The 17908-nt window shown below is 70.3% G+C and carries 20 protein-coding genes; 9 read left to right on the top strand and 11 right to left on the bottom strand.

Annotated features, from left to right (window positions below):
- The first annotated feature begins 260 nt into the window (after nucleotides 1–260).
- On the top strand, nucleotides 261–968 hold the full coding sequence (locus tag FHU39_RS02335) for a LysM peptidoglycan-binding domain-containing protein (protein ID WP_183318603.1): 708 nt from the start codon (nucleotides 261–263) through the stop codon (nucleotides 966–968).
- Nucleotides 969–1164: 196 nt separating this feature from the next.
- Here the strand turns inward: FHU39_RS02335 and FHU39_RS02330 are convergent, their stop codons facing one another.
- Entirely contained in the window at nucleotides 1165–2850 is a 1686-nt protein-coding gene (locus tag FHU39_RS02330) for a ribonuclease J (RefSeq protein WP_183318601.1), read from the bottom strand.
- The gene (gene dapA / locus FHU39_RS02325; RefSeq protein WP_183318600.1) at nucleotides 2847–3731 is read right to left on the bottom strand and encodes a 4-hydroxy-tetrahydrodipicolinate synthase; all 885 of its coding nucleotides are present in this window, start codon (nucleotides 3729–3731) and stop codon (nucleotides 2847–2849) included. The genes FHU39_RS02330 and dapA overlap by 4 nt, the downstream gene beginning before the upstream one ends.
- 270 nt (nucleotides 3732–4001) lie before the next feature.
- Here dapA and FHU39_RS02320 point away from each other — a divergent pair, with 270 nt between their 5' ends.
- Both FHU39_RS02320 and FHU39_RS02315 read left to right on the top strand, forming a co-directional pair.
- Nucleotides 4002–4814 carry a thymidylate synthase gene (locus FHU39_RS02320; protein ID WP_183318597.1) on the top strand — a complete coding sequence of 271 codons (813 nt, stop codon included), beginning with the start codon at nucleotides 4002–4004 and terminating at the stop codon, nucleotides 4812–4814.
- Nucleotides 4815–4833: 19 nt separating this feature from the next.
- A complete protein-coding gene (locus tag FHU39_RS02315) occupies nucleotides 4834–5784 on the top strand; it encodes a dihydrofolate reductase (protein ID WP_183318595.1) in 951 nt (316 codons plus the stop codon).
- 9 nt (nucleotides 5785–5793) lie between these two features.
- Here FHU39_RS02315 and FHU39_RS02310 read toward each other — a convergent pair whose 3' ends face one another.
- Nucleotides 5794–6960 (bottom strand): PD40 domain-containing protein, encoded by a 1167-nt coding sequence (locus tag FHU39_RS02310; protein WP_183318593.1) that lies wholly within the window; start codon nucleotides 6958–6960, stop codon nucleotides 5794–5796.
- Between the two features lie 32 nt (nucleotides 6961–6992).
- Nucleotides 6993–7784 (bottom strand): FAD-binding oxidoreductase, encoded by a 792-nt coding sequence (locus tag FHU39_RS02305; RefSeq protein WP_183318591.1) that lies wholly within the window; start codon nucleotides 7782–7784, stop codon nucleotides 6993–6995.
- An 84-nt stretch (nucleotides 7785–7868) separates the two neighbouring features.
- Between FHU39_RS02305 and FHU39_RS02300 the strand changes: the two genes are divergently transcribed.
- Genes FHU39_RS02300 through FHU39_RS02285 form a run of 4 tightly spaced genes read left to right on the top strand, consistent with a single transcriptional unit; the run spans nucleotide 7869 to nucleotide 10238 of the window.
- Nucleotides 7869–8423 (top strand): GNAT family N-acetyltransferase, encoded by a 555-nt coding sequence (locus FHU39_RS02300; protein WP_183318589.1) that lies wholly within the window; start codon nucleotides 7869–7871, stop codon nucleotides 8421–8423.
- Entirely contained in the window at nucleotides 8420–9130 is a 711-nt protein-coding gene (locus FHU39_RS02295) for an AzlC family ABC transporter permease (RefSeq protein WP_343065703.1), read from the top strand. The genes FHU39_RS02300 and FHU39_RS02295 overlap by 4 nt, the downstream gene beginning before the upstream one ends.
- Nucleotides 9127–9441, top strand: coding sequence for an AzlD domain-containing protein (locus tag FHU39_RS02290; RefSeq protein ID WP_183318587.1), 315 nt, complete (start codon nucleotides 9127–9129; stop codon nucleotides 9439–9441). Before FHU39_RS02295 ends, FHU39_RS02290 begins: the two co-directional genes overlap by 4 nt.
- A 17-nt stretch (nucleotides 9442–9458) precedes the next feature.
- A complete protein-coding gene (locus tag FHU39_RS02285) occupies nucleotides 9459–10238 on the top strand; it encodes a tyrosine-protein phosphatase (RefSeq protein ID WP_343065702.1) in 780 nt (259 codons plus the stop codon).
- A gap of 54 nt (nucleotides 10239–10292) precedes the next feature.
- Here the strand turns inward: FHU39_RS02285 and FHU39_RS02280 are convergent, their stop codons facing one another.
- From FHU39_RS02280 to dapB, 6 genes are all read right to left on the bottom strand, one after another.
- Nucleotides 10293–11018, bottom strand: coding sequence for a type 1 glutamine amidotransferase (locus FHU39_RS02280; protein WP_183318585.1), 726 nt, complete (start codon nucleotides 11016–11018; stop codon nucleotides 10293–10295).
- A gap of 46 nt (nucleotides 11019–11064) precedes the next feature.
- Nucleotides 11065–11298, bottom strand: a complete 234-nt coding sequence (locus FHU39_RS02275; protein ID WP_183318583.1) for a biotin/lipoyl-containing protein — start codon at nucleotides 11296–11298, stop codon at nucleotides 11065–11067.
- Nucleotides 11295–12323 (bottom strand): alpha-ketoacid dehydrogenase subunit beta, encoded by a 1029-nt coding sequence (locus FHU39_RS02270; RefSeq protein WP_183318581.1) that lies wholly within the window; start codon nucleotides 12321–12323, stop codon nucleotides 11295–11297. The genes FHU39_RS02275 and FHU39_RS02270 overlap by 4 nt, the downstream gene beginning before the upstream one ends.
- A gap of 18 nt (nucleotides 12324–12341) precedes the next feature.
- Nucleotides 12342–13316: a thiamine pyrophosphate-dependent dehydrogenase E1 component subunit alpha gene (locus tag FHU39_RS02265; RefSeq protein ID WP_183318579.1), complete on the bottom strand. Its 975-nt coding sequence runs from the start codon at nucleotides 13314–13316 to the stop codon at nucleotides 12342–12344.
- A gap of 78 nt (nucleotides 13317–13394) precedes the next feature.
- Nucleotides 13395–14126, bottom strand: a complete 732-nt coding sequence (locus FHU39_RS02260; RefSeq protein WP_183318576.1) for an IclR family transcriptional regulator — start codon at nucleotides 14124–14126, stop codon at nucleotides 13395–13397.
- A gap of 66 nt (nucleotides 14127–14192) precedes the next feature.
- Nucleotides 14193–14942 (bottom strand): 4-hydroxy-tetrahydrodipicolinate reductase, encoded by a 750-nt coding sequence (dapB, locus tag FHU39_RS02255; protein ID WP_343065701.1) that lies wholly within the window; start codon nucleotides 14940–14942, stop codon nucleotides 14193–14195.
- Nucleotides 14943–15060: 118 nt separating this feature from the next.
- Between dapB and FHU39_RS02250 the strand changes: the two genes are divergently transcribed.
- Nucleotides 15061–16077 (top strand): cytochrome c oxidase assembly protein, encoded by a 1017-nt coding sequence (locus tag FHU39_RS02250; protein ID WP_183318573.1) that lies wholly within the window; start codon nucleotides 15061–15063, stop codon nucleotides 16075–16077.
- A gap of 4 nt (nucleotides 16078–16081) precedes the next feature.
- Nucleotides 16082–16756: an HD domain-containing protein gene (locus FHU39_RS02245; protein ID WP_183318571.1), complete on the top strand. Its 675-nt coding sequence runs from the start codon at nucleotides 16082–16084 to the stop codon at nucleotides 16754–16756.
- On the opposite strand, the gene FHU39_RS02240 is transcribed toward FHU39_RS02245, so the two are convergent.
- On the bottom strand, nucleotides 16741–17826 hold the full coding sequence (locus FHU39_RS02240; protein ID WP_183318569.1) for a hypothetical protein: 1086 nt from the start codon (nucleotides 17824–17826) through the stop codon (nucleotides 16741–16743). The two genes, FHU39_RS02245 and FHU39_RS02240, sit on opposite strands and share 16 nt — an antisense overlap.
- Between the last annotated feature and the right edge of the window lie 82 nt (nucleotides 17827–17908).

Genomic DNA, 17908 nt, shown 5'->3' with positions numbered 1-17908 from the left:
CTCGTCCCCTGGCGAAGGTCAGATCCATCCCCGGAGCCGTGCAACCCGGCACAGTTCCGGTCTTGGCCTGTGGCCCGCTGCGCACAACCTCGTCGAGCGGCCATCGAAGCCCGGGACGGTCCCGGAGGCCCGACGAGGACGGGGAACCCAACTTCGGCCGTGCCACGGCCTTGGGGTGAGAGCAGGCCTCCTGGCCTGCCGGGCACCTGACAGCCCGACCCGACAGCTAACCCCGCAAGCGCACGTCAGGAGAGGAATCAATGGACCTCAGCACGAACATCAGCCGCAAGACCCGCGTCGCCGGCATCGGGGTTGCCGCCGCCGCAGCCCTCGCCGCAGCCGGCGTCGCCACCGCGAGTGACGCGCACGCCGCCTCGTGGAGCACCTGGGACGCCGTCGCCGCCTGTGAGAGCGGTGGCAACTGGGCCATCAACACCGGCAACGGTTTCTACGGTGGCCTGCAGTTCACGCACCAGACCTGGATCGGCTACGGCGGCGGCGCTTACGCGTACAACGCCAACCTGGCCAGCAAGTCGGCGCAGATCGCCATCGCCGAGAAGGTGCTCGCTTCGCAGGGCCCCGGCGCCTGGCCGGTCTGCTCGGTGCGCGCGGGCCTGACCCGTGGCGGTGCGCCCGCCACGACGCCGGCACCGGCACCGAAGGCGTCGACGCCCACCTACACGGCGCCCAAGAAGACCTATACCGCGCCGAAGAGGACCTACACCGCGCCGAAGGTGTCGCGCTCCAACACGCGCCCCACCGTCACCGCGCCGAAGCAGAGCTACACCCTTCCCAAGGTGACGCTCTCCGGGAAGTCGGTCACCGTGAAGTCCGGCGACACGCTGAGCGAGCTGGCGCACAGCCACCACATCAAGGGTGGCTGGCTGGCCCTCTACGCCGCCAACAAGAGCACCGTGAACGACCCCAACCTGATCTTCGTCGGGCAGCACCTCAACCTGCCGGCCTGATCCGATCGGACGTCGCCGCCCCCGCGGTGACACCGGCGAAGGCCCCGTCCCACCATGCGGTGGGCCGGGGCCTTCGTCATACCTCAGCGGATCGTCGCTCCTGGGCGGATCCCCTCACGCGAGAGTGCAGTTGTGGTCGTTCCGGGTATGCCGCAACGACCACAACTGCACTCTCGGCGCAGCGCGGCAGCGGCGGCTACGCGTCGATGACTATCGGGATGATCATCGGGCGGCGGCGCAGCTTCCCGCCGACGTAGCTGCCGACGGTGCGCCGGATGACCTGCTGCAGCTGGTAGGTGTCGCTGATGCCCTTCTCCCGGGCCTCCTCCAGCGCAGCCTCCAGCTTGGGCCGCACCTTGTCGAAGACCTCGTCGTCCTCGGCGAAGCCGCGGGTCTGGATCTCCGGGCCGCTGACGATCTTCCCGTTGTCGGCATCACGGACCACGATGATCGTCACGAAACCCTCGTCGCGCAGGATCCGGCGGTCCTTGAGCATGGTCTCGTCGGTGGTGCCGACCAGCGAGCCGTCGACATACACGTAACCGCACGGCACCGCGCCGACGATCCGCGCGCGCCCGTCGAGCAGGTCGACCACGACGCCGTCCTCGGCGAGCAGCACCCGCTCGGCGGGCACCCCGGTCGCCTCGGCCAGCTCGCCGTTGGCGACCAGGTGCCGCCATTCGCCGTGGATCGGCATGACGTTGCGCGGCCGCACGATGTTGTAGACGTAGAGCAGCTCCCCCGCGCTGGCGTGGCCGGAGACGTGCACCAGCGCGTTCCCCTTGTGTATGACGCTGGCGCCGCGTCGCATCAGGCCGTTGATCACGCGGTAGACGGCGTTCTCGTTGCCGGGGATCAGCGACGACGCCATCAGCACCGTGTCGCCGGGGCCGATGTCGATGGTGTTGTGGTCACCGTTCGCCATCCGCGACAGCGCCGCCATCGGCTCACCCTGGGACCCGGTGGACACCAGCACGATCTGGTTGTCGGCGAACTGGTCGATCCGCTTCAGGTCGACCAGCACCCCGTCGGGCACGTGCAGGTAGCCCAGGTCGGCGGCGATGCCCATGTTGCGGACCATCGACCGGCCGACGAACGCCACCTTGCGGCCGTACGCCTGCGCGGCGTCCAGCACCTGCTGCACGCGGTGCACGTGCGAGGAGAAGCAGGCCACGATGATCCGCCGCTGCGCCCTGTGGAAGACCCGCTCGATGGCCGGCGCGATGTTGCGCTCGGGGGTGGTGAAACCGGGCACCTCGGCGTTGGTGGAGTCGGTGAGGAAGAGGTCGACACCCTCCTCGCCCGCCTTCGCGAACGCCCGCAGGTCGGTGATGCGGTTGTCCAGCGGCAGCTGGTCCATCTTGAAGTCGCCGGTGATCAGCAGGTTGCCGCCGCCGGTGCGGATGAAGACCGCGAGCGCGTCCGGGATGGAGTGGTTGACGGCGATGAAGTCGCAGTCGAAGCCGCCGAGCCTCTCGTTGCCACCCTCCTTGACCGCCAGGGTGTATGGCGTGATCCGGTGCTCCTTGAGCTTGGCCTCGACCAGCGCCAGCGTCAGCGTGGACCCCACCAGTGGGATGTCCGGCTTGAGCCGCAACAGGTAGGGCACGGCGCCGATGTGGTCCTCGTGGCCGTGGGTCAGCACGATGGCGTCGATGTCGTCGAGCCGGTCGGTGATGTATTCGAAGTCCGGCAGGATCAGGTCGACCCCGGGGTGGTCCTCGGGGAAGAGAACGCCGCAGTCGACGACGAGAAGCCTGCCGTCATACTCCACGACCGTCATGTTGCGGCCGACCTCGCCGAGCCCGCCGAGCGGGACGACGCGGACGCCGCCCTTCGGTAACGGTCCGGGTAGTTCCAGCTCCGGATGCGGGTGACTCATGAAAGGTGTGACTCCTCGAGTGCTCGACGCACGATCTCGTGCTGCTCCGGGGTGGCCGGCAGCAGCGGCAGGCGGCAGAAGTCGGACTCGATGACACCGAGTTGCTTCAGCGCGGCCTTGGCCATGATCGCTCCTTGGGTGATCGTCATGATGGCGTCCATCGCGGGGATGAGCTGCCGGTGTATGTCGCGGGCGGTGGCCAGGTCCCCGGCGTCCACCGCCTTGATCATCGCGGCGAACTGGTCGCCGGCGACGTGCCCGGTGACGGCGACGTGCCCGACCGCACCGATGGACAGCCACGGCAGCGCCAGCACGTCGTCGCCGGAGAACCACAGCAGGTCGGTCTGGGCCATCACCTTGCTGGAGGTGTAGAGGTCGGCCTTGGCGTCCTTGACGGCCCGGACCTGCGGGATCTCCGCGAGCCGCAGCAGCGTATCGGGCGCCAGGGCGGTGCCGGTGCGGCCGGGTATGTCGTAGAGCATGACCGGCACGTCGGCGGCCTCGGCGACGGCGCGGACGTGCTCGACGATGCCGGCCTGCGGCGGCTTGTTGTAGTAGGGGGTGACGACGAGGGCGGCGCGTGCCCCGGCGGCGACCATGGCCTTGGCCGCGGCGACCGAGTGGGCGGTGTCGTTGGTGCCGACGCCGGCCATGACCGGGACGCGGTCCCCGACCGCCTCGACGACGGCGCGGACGGTGGCGACGTTCTCCTCGTCGGTGGTGGTGGCCGACTCGCCGGTGGTGCCGTTGACCAGGATGCCGTCGTGGCCGTGCTGGACGAGGTGGTCCGCAAGCTTCTGGGCGCCGTCCAGGTCGAGTGAGCCGTCGTCGTGCATGGGCGTGACCATGGCGGTGAGCATGCGTCCGAAGGGGTTCGTCATGGCCTCAAGGCTAGCGAGGTGGGGCGGCCGCGTGCGGCGGCCTCCCGCGTGCCGGGAAAGTCCCGAAATGACTGATCGCGTCGTCACCCGCTCGGGGGTCCGGGTGACGACGCGATCAACGGTTACATCGGCGCCCCCGCAAAAGTGTTACAAGCGTCCAATGTGATCTGTGTCACAAAGTGTAACGACCGTCCACGTTGTATCTCGCACGGCCTTCGCACCGCGGTCGCGGGCCGCCGTCGTCGGTGCCCGCTGATAGCGTCTGACCTCGTGAAGCAGTACCTCGACCTGCTCGACCGGGTCATCTCAGACGGCACCCGCAAGGACGATCGCACCGGCACCGGCACCCTGTCGGTCTTCGGGCACCAGATGCGCTTCGACCTGACCGAAGGCTTCCCGGTGCTCACCACCAAGAAGCTGCACCTGCGCTCGATCATCGGAGAGTTGCTGTGGTTCCTGCGCGGTGACACCAACGTGCAGTGGCTGCACGACCGCAAGATCTCGATCTGGGACGAGTGGGCCGACGAGCACGGCGACCTCGGCCCGGTCTACGGCCACCAGTGGCGGTCCTGGCCGACGCCCGACGGGGGCACGATCGACCAGATCGCCCGGCTCGTCGACGGCCTGCGCAGCAACCCCGACTCTCGCCGGCACATCGTGTCCGCCTGGAACGTCGCGGACGTCGAGGACATGGCGCTGCCGCCGTGTCACACGATGTTCCAGTTCTACGTCGGCGCGGAGACCGAGGACGGCCGCCGGTCGTTGTCCTGCCAGCTCTACCAGCGATCCGCCGACATCTTCCTCGGCGTGCCGTTCAACATCGCGTCCTACGCGCTGCTCACCGCGATGGTCGCCCAGGTCACCGACCTGGTCCCGGGCGAGTTCGTGCACACCCTCGGCGATGCGCACCTCTACCTCAACCACCTCGATCAGGCGCGGCTGCAGCTCACCCGCGAGCCGGGGCCGTTGCCGACGCTGCGGCTCAACCCGCAGATCCGGGAGATCGACGCGTTCGACCTGCCCGACATCGGCCTCGAGGGTTACGTCGCGGCGCCGACGATCAAGGCCCCGATCGCGGTATGAGCGACGACGCGACAACGTCATGACGATCAGCTTCATCGCCGCCGTCGCACGCAACGGTGTGGTCGGCCGGGACGGGTCGATGCCGTGGCGGGTGCCCGGGGAGCAGCGGGGCTTCAAGGCCGCCACCATGGGTCACCCGATGGTGATGGGCCGGCGCACCTTCGAGTCGCACGGGCTGCTGCCGGGCCGGCGCCACATCGTGCTGACCCGCGACCCGGACTGGACCGCAGAGGGCGTCGAGGTGGCGCACTCGGTCGACGAGGCACTGTTCCTGGTCGGTGACGAGGACTTCTTCGTCACCGGCGGGGCGCAGATCTGGGCGCTGTTCGCGGCATACGCCGACCGCATGCTGCTGTCGGAGATCCCGCTGGAGCCGGAGGGCGACACGGTCTTCCCGGGCTGGCCGTTCACCGACTCCCCCGTATGGCGCGAGGCGTCCCGCGAGCCGCACGACGGCTGGACGGTCGTGACCTATGAGCGGCGCAAGCCGCGCGCGCAGGTGGAGGTCGGCCCGCGGATCGCGGCGTCGGCGGAGGCCGGCGCGACCCAGATCAAGGCGGGCGCCACCTGTGCGATCGGCGACGGCGACCGGCTGCTGCTGACCCGGCGCGAGGACAACGGGTTGTGGTGCCTGCCGGGAGGCGGCGCGGAGATCGGCGAGACCTGGTCCGAGACCGCTGTCCGGGAGGCGCGGGAGGAGACCGGTCTGCGGGTCGCCGTTGATTCGGTGCTGGCGGCATACAGCAGACCGGACGTGGTGATCGTCTACCCGGACGGGCGGCGCCGCACGATCTTCGGGGTGTGCTTCCGGGCGCACGTCGTCGATGGGTCGGCCGGCACCTCGAACGAAGTCACCGAGTCCAGGTGGTTCACGGCGGCGGAGGCGGCCCGGCTGCCGATCATCCCCGCGCACCGACCGCTGGTGCGGGCTTTCTTCGAATCCGAGCCGGGCACAACGATTTTCGACTGAGGATGCAAGTCACCCGCTGAGGGCGACGGGTCCGACGCCGTCCGGGACCCGACCGACCGGGGCGGAGTGCGGCAGGAGTTCGTTGTCGCCGCTCCACTGCAGCCCGAAGTCGCCCGAGGACCTGACGTGCTCGGTCAGCAACGTGCGCGCGGTGCCCTTGGCCGTCGGTGCGACCAGCACGCTGAGCCCGGCCGCCCCGCTCTTGGGCGTGGCGAAGAATGCCAGCTGCGACCCGTCCGGGGAGTAGGCGGCGGCCGCCAGCCGGAGACCGGGCGTGCCGGTCACGGCGGTGACCGCCCCGGAGCCCAGATCGACCTGGGCGGGTGGTGCGACGGTGAATTTGACCGGGTCGTCGATGATCAGGGCCGCGTGCCTGCCGTCGGCGGACAGTGCGACGGGCGCGGCGCGGGAGCTCGTGCCGACCAGTGCACCGGTCAGCTCGACCTGCGACACCTTCTTCGTGTCGAGGTCGAAGACGAGTAGCCGGGATTTCGGCTCGTGTGCCCGGTAGGCGCCGAACACGACCTTGTGTCCGGCTGCGACCATCGTGCCGTCCGCAGCGATGTCCCCCTCCGCGACGACGCCGAGGTCTTCGGGCTTCGCGGAGCCGACGTCGATCCGCACGAGATGGTCGCTGATCGCGGACGTGCCGGGCACGTCCACCAACGCCAGCGGGGCGCCGCCCGCCGGCCAGACGACGGTCCGATAGATGGTGGCCTTCTTGCGCTCCGCGCTGACGCCGGCGGGCACCGACACCTGGCGGACGGAGCCGTCCTCGGTGGCGATCAGCCACATCCGCCCGGTGAAGTCTCGGGCGACGTCCTCGACGACGACCGCCGTGGCCCCGTCCGGGGAGAACACGACGGCCCCGACGGGCGCCTTGAGTTTCGGGCAGATCCTCCCCGTGCCGTCGGATGCGGCGACGGTCACGATGCAGATCGACGAACCTCCTTGCACCGCAGCCTTCTTGCCGTCCGGTGAGTAGGCGATCGCACCGTCGACCGCTTTCACCGCGCGAGCTTTCATCGCCCGGACCGGGACCGTCGTGTATGACGCGGCAGCGTTCGTCGGCTGCTGCACCGGCCCCGCGCCGGACGAGCAGGCCGCGACCGCGCACGCAACGACGGCACCGCCCATCGCCGCGACTACCCGTGATCTTCTCCCCGCACCCCTCATGGAAGGCACAGTAGCGCCGACCGGACCGGGAACTACTGGAAGAACTCCTCGTGGTGCACGTGCGCCTGGTCGACGCCCTGGGCACCGAGCGTCTCGCGCAGGTTCTCGACCATCCGGATCGGGCCGCAGAGGAACCACGCGTCGACGTCCGTGACCGACACCCCGGTGCGGTGCAGGATGCGCAGCAGCCGGTCGCCGTCGATGCGGCCGGCCAGCAACGGGTCCTGCACCGGCACCCGGGAGAAGACCTCGACCAGGTCGAGGCGATCGGCATGCCGGTCGACGAGCGCACCGAGCTCGCCGGAGAACATCGTGCTCTCCGGCGACCGGTTGCCGAAGACGAGCGTGACCCGGGACGCCGGCTCCTCCTCCAGCACCGAACGCACCAGCGAGATCACCGGGGTGATGCCCGAGCCCGCGGCAACGGCGACGATCCGGCGGGCCGCGGCCGGATCGGTCGGGCAGACGAACTCACCGAGGGGCGCGAGCACGCCGATGGTGTCCCCCACGGACACCTCGTGGTTCAGCCAGGTCGACATGGCGCCGCCGTCGACCTCGTTGGAGGCGATGCGCAGTTGGCCGCTCGCGGCGGCCTGCGCACTCGACAGGCAGATCGAGTAGGAGCGGCGCACGTCGGCGCCGTCGATCGGCGCCCGCAGCGTGAGGTGCTGGCCCGGCTGGAACCGGAACGCCTCGCGCAACTCCTCCGGGATGTCGAACGTCACCGCGACGGCCCGGTCGGTGAGCCGTTCCACCGCCGCGACCCGCAACGGGTGGAACTGCGGACGGCGGTGCCGCACCCCGGACGACTGCAACAGACCCACCACCGAAGTTTCTCAGACCGGTCGCGCGGGACGCGCAGCACCACCGCGCGACGGGGCCGATCCGAGGAGTGAAAAACTGGCCGAATGAGTGACACCGGTGTCCGGACCGCACGAGCCGCCGACGTGCCCGCGGTCGCGCACGTACAGGCCGCCGTATGGCGCAACGCGTACGGCGACCTGGTCGACGCCGAGGTGCGCGACGCGTTCACCCCGGAGGCGTTCGAGCCGGCCTGGCGTGAGTCGCTGCAGTCCCCGCCGTCACCGCTGCATCGCCTGCTGGTGGCGACCGAGGGCGAGACGGTGGTCGGTTTCGCGGCCATCGGTCCGGCGGTCGGCGACGAGCCGGATCCCGGGACCGGCGAGATCTACGCGCTCGGGGTCGCCCCCGACAGCCGGGGTCACGGCAACGGCTCGCGGCTGCTCAACGCCGCGGTCGACACGCTGCACGCCGGCGACTTCGCGAGCGTCAGCATGTGGGTGCTGAACGATGCGGAGCAGGCCCGCGCCTTCCTGGCCTCGGCCGGCCTGGAGCCGGACGGCGCCTGGCGGGACCGGGTGGTCGCCGCGGACGGCCGGACGGCACGGGAGGTCCGCCTCACCGCCGCACTGTCGGAACCCCCCGGGCCCGACGAACCGTGAGCGCCATACCCCCGGAAGCAGTTGCCGCGACACCGAAATCCGTTGCCCGTAAAGGGATCTGGGTCGGTGTCGCCACCGGTGCGTACGGCATCAGCTACGGCGCGCTCGCGGTCGCTGCCGGCCTGAACCTCTGGCAGGCCGTGCTGCTGTCGCTGCTGCTGTTCAGCGGCGGCTCGCAGTTCGCCCTCGTCGGGGTCATCGGCGCGGGCGGCTCGGGCGCGAGCGCAGTCGGCACCTCCACGCTGCTCGGCCTGCGCAACGGTTTCTACGGGCTGCAGGTCAGCAAACTGCTGCAGGAGACCGGGTGGCGCCGGGTGCTGGCCGCGCAGTTGACGATCGACGAGTCGACCGCGGTGTCCATCACCCAACCCGACCGCACCCTCTCCCGGGTCGGCTTCTGGTGGACCGGCCTGTCCGTCTACGTCCTGTGGGGTTCGATGTCCGCGGTCGGCGCCGTCCTCGGCAACGCCATGGGCGACCCGGCGCGCTTCGGGCTGGATGCCGCCGCGCCGGCCGCGTTCTGCGCCCTCGTCTGGTCCCGCCTGAACAACCGGCGGGCGCAACTGGTCGCGGTCGCCGCCGGCCTGATCGCGCTGCTCGTCTCACCGCACACCGCGTCCGGCATACCCGTGCTCGTCGCCGCCCTCGCCGCGGTCGTCGCGGGCTTCCTGCCCGACCGCTCGATCACCTCGGCGGACACCATATGAGCCTCTGGACCACCGTGCTGCTGGCGAGCGCGCTGTCGTTCGTCACCAAGTTCGCCGGGTATGTCGTGCCGCAGGCCGTGCTCGACCACCCGCTGACCGACAGGGTCATGCACTACCTGCCGGTCGCGCTGCTGTCGGCGCTCATCGCGGTGCAGACCTTCACCTCCGGCAGCGGATCGTTCGCGTTCGACGCCCGTGCGGCCGGGCTCGCCGTCGCCATCGTGTGCCTGCTGTTGCGCGCGCCCTTCCTCGTCGTCGTCGTCGCTGCCGCTGCGACCGCGGCGCTCCTGCGTGCGGCCGGCATCGGCTGACGTTCTACGGTGGAACGGTGACGACTCACCCCTCCTGGATCGAGCTCGACGGTGTCGTGAACATGCGCGACCTCGGTGGACTGCCGACGTCGGACGGGCACCGGGTGCAGCCCGGCCGGCTGCTGCGCTCGGACAACCTGCAGGATCTCACCGCCGCCGACATACGAGCCCTGGTGACCGAGCGCGGTGTCACCGACATCGTCGACCTGCGCAGCGACGTCGAGCTGAAGATCACCGGGCCGGGACCGCTGCAGCAGGTCGGCACGGTCACGCACCACCACCTGTCGCTGTTCCCGGACGACAAGGACATCGACGCCCGCGACGTGCTCGTGCTGCCCTGGCACAAGGCGGAGGAGCCGAAGCGGGACGAGAACGCCCGCGCCAGCCACTACCTCGGCTACCTGGAGCGGCGCCCCGACTCGGTCGCGGCGGCGCTGGATGTCATCGGCACGAGCGACGGCGCGACGGTCGTGCACTGCGCGGCTGGCAAGGACCGCACCGGGACCATCGTGGCGATGGCCCTGTCGGTCGCCGGCGTGCCGCGGGAGGAGATCGTCGCCGACTACGTCGCCAGCACCGAGCGCACCGAGCGGATCGTCCGCCGGCTGGAGACCCTGCCGGGCTACGCCGACAACCTGCGGGACGTCCCGATGACCGCGCACCACTCGCGGCCGGAGACGATCAGCCGGGTGCTCGAGGCGATCGACGAGCGCTTCGGGTCCGTGCCGGGCTGGCTGACATCGGCCGGGTGGACCGAGCCGCAGATCGACCGGTTGCGTGCCAAACTCATTGGGTGACGGTCGAATTCACGGTTGACGGTCGAATTCGGCCGTCAGCGGTGAATCGGACCGTCAGACTCGCGCACGGACGACGGCGAGGAACCGCTCGAAGAAGGCGTGCCAGGTGTCCTCGAGCTCCTCGGCGTGCTCCTGGGCGGTCTGCTTGACCACGGCCGGGTCGAAGCCGAGGTCCCGCAGCTTGTCCTCCTCCCACCCGGCCACCCGCTCGGCGCTCGACTCGGGGTGCCACTGGGTGGCCCACGCGACGTCACCGAGCCGGAACGCCTGGTTGCGGCATCGGTCGCTGGACATCAGCAGCCGGGCCGTCGCCGGCAGCCGGGTGATCTGGTCGCGGTGACTCTCAACGCCCCGGGCCGGTCCGGAGAACGACTGGAACAGAACGTCATCCACTGCGTCGGGCTGCGGTGTCAGCTCGGTGACGCCCTTCTCCGGCAGGCCGTGGTCACCCTCGACCTGGCCACCGCCGACGTGCGCGAGCAGCTGCGCGCCGAGACAGATCCCGAGCACCGGCACCCGCGTGTCGAGGCAGTCCTGGACGAGCGCGCGCTCGGCGGGCAGCCACGGGTGCTCCTCGTCGGCGTCCGGCAGGAAGCCGCCACCGAGCAGGATGAGGGCATCGAGTCCCGCTGCGGCGGAAGGGATCTGGTCACCCTCGTCGGCCTTGCGCAGCTCGACGGCGACGCCCGCCGCGTCGGCCCAGTCCAGGATGCGGCCGGGGCCGCTGCCCTTGTCGTTGCGGATGACGGTGAGGATCAGCGGTGCGGTCGGAGTCGCCATACCGCCAAGCCAAGCACAGCGCACCCCGACCGCCCACGGGCACCGCTCAGCTGACCGACCCGATGACCGCGCCCTGGACCAGCACCGCGCCCTCCTCCGCAGCGTGGGTCAGCGTGCCGCTGCACGGTGCCAGCACCTCCATGTCGACCTTGTCGACGGCGACCTCAGCGAGCAGGTCGCCCTCGGTCACGGCGCTGCCGTCGTCCGCGAACCAGGTGGCCAGCGTGCCCTGTGCCTCCGGGTCCTTCTGCGAGATCTGTGGAAACAGAACGTCGGTCATCGCCCCACCGCTTCGAGGATCGCTGCCTTGATCCGGGCAGGGGTCGGCAGTGCGGCGTATTCCAGCGATCGCGAGTACGGGATGGGCACGTCCGGCACGGCCACCCGGCGGATCGGCGCGCGGAGCAGGCTCGGGTCGTGCTCGGCGATCCGTGCGGCGATCTCACCGGACAGCCCGAACGACTGGTAGTCCTCGTCGACGATGACGAGGCGCCCGGTGCGGGACACCGACTCGATGATCGCCTCGGTGTCCAGCGGCACGATGCTGCGCAGGTCGAGCACCTCCACGTCGACGCCGTCACCGGCCAGCTCGTCCGCCACGTCGAGCGCGTGGTGCACCGACAGCGACAGGGTGACGACGGTGACGTCCGAACCGGAGCGTGGTGTCGCCGCCTTGCCGATCTCGACGACGTGCTCACCGGTCGGCACCGGGCCGATCGAGCGCGGGTTCTTCTTCATCCACGGCAGGCCCATCACGCCCTTGTGGAACATGAAGACCACCGGGTTGTCGTCGCGGATGGCGGCGGTCATCAGGCCCGCCGCGTCCGCCGGGTTGCTCGGCACGACGACCTTCATGCCGGGCAGGTGCGCGAAGGTGCCCCACAGGCACTGCGAGTGCTGCGCGCCGTCGGAGTAGCCGCCGCCGACGGCCGTCATGAGCACCATCGGCACCTTGACGTTGCCGCCGGACTCGAAGTGGATCTTGGCCATGTGGTTGTAGATCTGGTCCATGCAGACGCCGAAGAAGTCGACGAACATCAGCTCGACGATGGGTCGCATGCCTTCGGTCGCGGCGCCGATCGCGGCCCCGATGAAGCCGGTCTCCGAGATCGGGGTGTCCATCACCCGCTCGGGGCCGAACCGGTCCAGCAGGCCCGTCGTGGACGAGAAGATCCCGCCATACGCCCCGACGTCCTCACCGAGGACGAAGACGTTGTCGTCGCGCTCCATCTCGGTAGCGATCGCCTCGACCATCGCCTTGGCTGTGTTGAGCCGACGAGTCGGCTGCTCGGTCATGGTTGTCATCACGAAATCCTCTCCGTCTCAGGCGAATACGTAGTCACGGACGGAGCCGGCGTCGGGCTCGGCACTCGCCTTGGCGAACGCGATCGCGGTCTCCACCGCGTCCTGCGCGCTCTTGTGGGCGGCTTCGACGGCGGCGTCGTCGAGGGCGCCCTGCTCACGCAGCAGCGCCTCGTACGCCGGGATCGGGTCCTTGGCAGGCACCGTCTCCAGGTCGGGCCGGTAGCCCTGGGCGTCGCCCTCGAAGTGCCCCCAGAGGCGCAGCGTGTGCACCTCCAGCAGCGTCGGGCCGCCACCCGCGCGGGCGCGCGCGACGGCCTCGCCGGCCGCGTCATACACGGCCTCGACGTCGTTGTCCTCGACGCGAACACCTGGGATGCCGTATGCCGCAGCGCGATCGGCGTTCGAGTCGACCGGCGTCGACGCCGCGCGCGGCACCGAGATGCCCCAGTCGTTGTCCTCCACCACGAAGACGACCGGCAGCTTCCACAACGCGGCGAGGTTGACTGCCTCGTGGAACCCGCCGGCGTTGGTGGCACCCTCACCGGTCACGGCCACCGCGACCTGGTCGGTCCCGCGTTTCTTGAAGGCGAGCGCCTGGCCGGCGGCCGCGGGGTAGCCCTCGGCGATGATGCCCGAGCAGGAGAAGTGGGTGGCGGGATCGAAGAGGTGCATGTGCCCGCCGCGGCCCTTCCCGAGCCCGTCGACCCGGCCGAAGATCTCGGCGGTCATCGCGTCGAGGTCGACACCGTGCGCGATGGCGAAGTGGTGCGGGCGGTGGGTCGCGGTGACCGCGTCGTCGGTGGTGAGGTGGGCGCACACGCCGGCCGCGACCGGCTCCTGCCCCGCGGACAGGTGCATCTCACCCGGGATGAGCCCGGCTCCGATGTCGAAGGCGGGTGACTTGTCGGCGTGATATTCACGCAGGATCGCTTCTTCGAAGGTGCGGATCAGCACCATCTGGTCGAACAGTGCTCGCTGGTCGCTGGCTTCCATGGAATCCTCCTTGGCCGAGAACTCCATCGTGCTCCGGAACGGCCGCCCGCCGACAGACCGGATTTTTCAAATGGTGATCTAGCTCACAGCGACGGCCCAGCCCAACCGCCGGGCCGCCCGGCGCAACGCCGCGGAGTGCGAGGCGTCCACCGGTCGGCGGGACGGCAGGGACACCGCGACGGCGCCGACGACGTCCCCGGACCGGATCGGTGCCGCCAGACAGGAGGTGCCGAGCAGGTACTCCTCGCTGTCCGCCCAGATCTCGCTCGGGTGCTCCAGGCTGCGTGCCAGGACCCGCCGGTCGGTGATGGTGTTCGGTGTCAGGTCGTAGAGCTGGTGCCGACCGATGTAGTCGTCGCGCTCCGGGGTCGGCAGCGCGGCGAGGATGCACTTGCCGAAAGCTGTTGCGTGGCCGGAGTCCTGGATGCCGACCCACAGGTCGACGCACGGTGCGTCGGGGCCGTCCGCGATGTCGACCAGCCGGATCTCGCCCTCGCTGTAGATCGACAGGTAGGTCGCACCGCGGACCTCGTCACGCAACGACTTGAGCACCGGGCGCACCCGCGGCAGCAGGGCCTGTTTCGCCGTCCCGCCGGTGATCGCGGCGAGCGGGCCGAGCGCATACCCCTCGGTCAGCTTGCGTAGATAGCCCTCGTGCACCAGGGTGCGCAGCAGGTGGTAGGTGGTGGGCAGCGGCAGCCCGACCATCCTGGCCAGGCTCTTGGCGGACACCGGATCCTCGCTCGCGGCAACGGCTTCCAGCAATCGCAGGGCGCGCTGCACTGAGCCGATGAGAGTGGGTTCGGCCATCGGAGGCTCCTGTCCCGTCCGTGCGCGCGACACGGACCTCTCCCGAGGATACGTCGCCCCGTGCGGTCAGCCGAGACCGAGGAAGTGCTCCAGGCCCACCGTCAACCCCGGGTGCTCGGGCACCGCACGCACCCCGGCGAGCACACCGGGCATGAAGCTGACCCGGTCGAAGGAGTCGTGCCGGATCGTGAGGGCCTCGCCCTCGGCACCGAACGAGATCTCCTGGTGCGCCACGCGGCCCCGCAGCCGCTGTGAGTGCACCCGGATGCCGTCGACGTCCCCGCCGCGGGCGCCCAACGGGTCGGACTCCGTGGCGTCGGGCACCGGTCCGACGCCGGCCTCGGCGCGGGCCCGGGCGATCAGCTCGGCGGTGCGTGCTGCGGTCCCGGACGGCGCGTCGACCTTGCCCGGGTGGTGCGTCTCGACGATCTCGACGGACTCGTAGAACCGGGCGGCCTGCTGGGCGAACGACATCATCAGCAGCGCACCGACCGCGAAGTTGGGGGCGATCAGGACGCCGACCGACGCGTGGTCGGCAAGTAGTTCACGCAGCGTGTCCAGCCGGTCGGTGGACCAGCCGGTCGTGCCGACGACCGCGTGGACGCCGTGCTCCACACAGTGGCGCACGTTGGCGGGCGACGCGTCCGGAACGGTGAAGTCGACCGCCACCTCCGCACCACCGAGGTCCCCGAGGTCGTCGCCGGCGTCATACCGGCCGACCAGGGTGAGGTCCGACGCCCCCTCCACGGCGGCGCACGCGGCGCTGCCCATCCGTCCGGCGGCTCCGATCACGGCAACAGACAGTGAAGTGGTCACGCGGTCAGGGTAATCGGCCGACCGCACACCCGGCCGGTGCCGTCCACGGACCGACTCGCGCGCGGGCGCCGGGGCCATCCCACAGCGCACGTTGCAGTTCCTCGGGGATAATTCGACGGTGAACGATCTGGCACCGGGACCACTCACCACCGCGGGTTGGTTCACCTCGTGGCGTTTCGACGTCGTCGGGGTGGTGCTCGCACTCCTCCTGCTCGTCCCCTACCTGTGGCTGCTGGTCCAGGCGCGCCGGCGCGGGGTGCGCTGGCCGTGGTGGCGGATCGCGGCCTACCTGGTGCTGGGGGTGGGGACACTCCTCTACGTCACGTGCGGGGTGGTCGGCGTCTACCGGCAGACCTTCCTGTGGATGTTCGCGGCCCAGGTCGGGGTGATCGGCACCGTGACCCCGGTCGGACTCGCGGTCGGTGATCCGCTGCGGCTGCTCGCCGCCGCGCGCGGCACCAAGGACACGGTGGTGCACCGGGCACTGCAGTCCCGGCTCGGGCGGCTGCTCACCTTTCCCGCGGTCAGTTTCCTGCTCGACCTGGCCGGGATCCTCGCGATCTTCTTCACCCCGTACGGCGATCACGCGGTCCGCTCGTCGGTGATCGGGACGCTGCTCATCCTGCAACTGCTGGTCGTCGGCCTGCTCTACGTGCTGCCGACCCTCGGTGACGACCTGCTGCCGGAGTGGGCCACTCCGCCGATCCGCACCTTCCTGGCGTTCCTCGACGGTGTGGCTGACGCAGTGCCCGGCATCCTGGTCATGACGGCCAATTCCTTTCTGCTGCCGCACTTCCCGGGATTCTCGCATGCTGCCGACGCGCTGCGGGGCGGGCTGAGCCACACGATGGACCAGAAGTATGCCGGCGGCGCCCTGCTCGCAGTCGCCGAGTCGATCGGGGTGCCGATGATCGCCGCGGTCTTCATCGAGTGGATGCGCACCGACGCCGAGGAGGCACGCGCGGCGGATGCGGAGCTGGACCGGGCCGAGACCGAGCGGGCGGTCACCGCCGCCACCCCGTCCGCCGCGGTCGACGCGACCGACGGACTGGACGACGACGAGCCGGCGACCGATCAGCCGTGGTGGCTCACCGATCCGCGGCTGGCGGATCGCTTCGGCAAGCGGGACGATTGACCGAATGGCGCACAACGACCTGCTCGATTCCTGGGTTTCCAACCTGATCGGGCTCACCCCCGCGGTCGAGCCGGCGTCCACGTTGCGCGCCGGCGAGACACTGCTCGCGCGGTGGACGGAGCCGCACCGGCACTACCACACGCTGCAGCACCTGACCGAGATGCTGGCCGCGCTCGACACGTTGTCGGCAGCTGCCTGCCTGGACCCGCGGGAGCTGCACCTCGCACGCGTCGCCGCCTGGCTGCACGACGCCGTCTACGAGGTGCACGCCCCTGCCGGGGACAGCGAGCGGGCGAGTGCGCAGCTGGCCCGGAACCTGTTGGTGTCGCTTCGTGTCGGGCGATCCGACGTGGACGTGGTCGAGGCCCTGATCCTGCTCACGATCGACCACGGCACCGGTCTTCCGGGTGCGCTGGCGGATGTCTTCACCGATGCCGATCTGTGGATCCTCGCGGCGTCCCCGGACAGGTTCGACGCATACTGCTCGCAGGTGCGGGCGGAGTACGCGAGTGTGCCGGAGGCGTCATACAACCAGGCGCGCAGCGCGATCCTCGCCTCCCTCGTCGATCGCCACGAGGTCTACCGGACGTCCTTCGGGCGCGCCGAGTGGACGGTGACCGCACGGGAGAATGTCGCCCGCGAGATCGACCGCCTCGGTCACCCTCACGGGATCAGGTAGTAGGCGGTCACCCCGAGGACCTTCGGTTTGCCGTGGTCGGGGATCTGCACGAGCACCGCGATCGCGTTGCGCCGCACGAGGTGTGAGGTCGCCTTGCCGTTGTTGCCCTCCACCTTGGCGACCGACTTGGACAGCTGGATCGTCTTGCCGGAGGTGGTGCCGTCGAAGACGATGCTGGCGTCGAGCGTCATCATGCCGAGCGTGACCGATCCGACCCGGGTCAGCCGCAATGCCGGGGTGCCGACGGTGACCGCGGTGTTCGCGTCGGTGCCCTTCTTGGTGCCCCACGGCCGCGGCGTGACGTCGATCTGGAAGCCGGAAACGTTCTTGTGCAACGCTTTCCGGTAGCTGGTGATCGGCCCCGGGTTGGTGACCTTGCTGGTTTCCCCGAGCTGCAGGGCGTCCACGACCGCGGGCACGGAGTTGGCGGCCGCCTGGCGTTGCGCCTTCGTGAGGGTCGGGACGGTCGAGGCAGCGGCCGGCAACAGGGCGGTGTCCGCACCGACATCGGCCCACTCGCGCCAGCCGTCGGCGGTGCGGACCAGTGCCGACACGTAGCTGCCGGGCTTGCCGCCGGTCGACCGCTCGGTGCCTGCGAGCAACACAATCGGTGCCTGCCCGTCGGAGCTGCGGGTCAGGCTCCCGTAGACCTTCGACACCCGGTGCGTGTAACGGTATCCCTTCGGGACCTTGGACTTCTCCAGCGCCGAGATCCGGGTGTCGTGGGTGTCCGTCGCCCGGACCGGGCCGATGTCGACGGCCGACCAGGCATGCTCGTCGTAGGGCGCGGCCTCCGCCTTCTGGATCGCGGCATTGTTGTCGGTGTCGTACCGGGCCATGATCGAGCGACCCTGTGCGAGAGTCACGGATCGGTCGACCGGCGCGGTGCTGCTGGAGCGGACCGGCGGCGAGCTGGACGCTGGGGGTGACGCCGACCCGACCGGTGACGTCGGTGACGCCGCCCCGGTCGACACACTGACGCTCGAGCCGCTGCACGCGGTGAGCGCGGTCAGCCCCACGACCGCCAGCGCAGCGGTGCCGGTCCGTCCCCTGGACAACCTGAATCGCATCGTTCCGTCCTCCCACAACCGTCGCGATGATCAACCCACTGTGGCACAGCGGAGCCCGCGTGTGTGTTCCGCGGGGAGGTCG

This window comes from Flexivirga oryzae, assembly GCF_014190805.1.
GTDB classification, from domain to species: domain Bacteria; phylum Actinomycetota; class Actinomycetes; order Actinomycetales; family Dermatophilaceae; genus Flexivirga; species Flexivirga oryzae.
Note: the sequence above shows the minus strand (reverse complement) of the source record. Positions and strands in the feature narration are given on the sequence as shown.

Bases quoted from the DNA above. Each gene is read 5' to 3' on its own strand.
- FHU39_RS02335 (WP_183318603.1), top strand. From the start codon at position 261: ATGGACCTCAGCACGAACATCAGCCGCAAGACCCGCGTCGCCGGCATC.
- FHU39_RS02330 (WP_183318601.1), bottom strand. From the start codon at position 2,850: ATGAGTCACCCGCATCCGGAGCTGGAACTACCCGGACCGTTACCGAAG.
- dapA (WP_183318600.1), bottom strand. From the start codon at position 3,731: ATGACGAACCCCTTCGGACGCATGCTCACCGCCATGGTCACGCCCATG.
- FHU39_RS02315 (WP_183318595.1), top strand. From the start codon at position 4,834: ATGACGATCAGCTTCATCGCCGCCGTCGCACGCAACGGTGTGGTCGGC.
- FHU39_RS02310 (WP_183318593.1), bottom strand. From the start codon at position 6,960: ATGAGGGGTGCGGGGAGAAGATCACGGGTAGTCGCGGCGATGGGCGGT.
- FHU39_RS02300 (WP_183318589.1), top strand. From the start codon at position 7,869: ATGAGTGACACCGGTGTCCGGACCGCACGAGCCGCCGACGTGCCCGCG.
- FHU39_RS02290 (WP_183318587.1), top strand. From the start codon at position 9,127: ATGAGCCTCTGGACCACCGTGCTGCTGGCGAGCGCGCTGTCGTTCGTC.
- FHU39_RS02280 (WP_183318585.1), bottom strand. From the start codon at position 11,018: ATGGCGACTCCGACCGCACCGCTGATCCTCACCGTCATCCGCAACGAC.
- FHU39_RS02275 (WP_183318583.1), bottom strand. From the start codon at position 11,298: ATGACCGACGTTCTGTTTCCACAGATCTCGCAGAAGGACCCGGAGGCA.
- FHU39_RS02270 (WP_183318581.1), bottom strand. From the start codon at position 12,323: ATGACAACCATGACCGAGCAGCCGACTCGTCGGCTCAACACAGCCAAG.
- FHU39_RS02265 (WP_183318579.1), bottom strand. From the start codon at position 13,316: ATGGAAGCCAGCGACCAGCGAGCACTGTTCGACCAGATGGTGCTGATC.
- FHU39_RS02260 (WP_183318576.1), bottom strand. From the start codon at position 14,126: ATGGCCGAACCCACTCTCATCGGCTCAGTGCAGCGCGCCCTGCGATTG.
- FHU39_RS02245 (WP_183318571.1), top strand. From the start codon at position 16,082: ATGGCGCACAACGACCTGCTCGATTCCTGGGTTTCCAACCTGATCGGG.
- FHU39_RS02240 (WP_183318569.1), bottom strand. From the start codon at position 17,826: ATGCGATTCAGGTTGTCCAGGGGACGGACCGGCACCGCTGCGCTGGCG.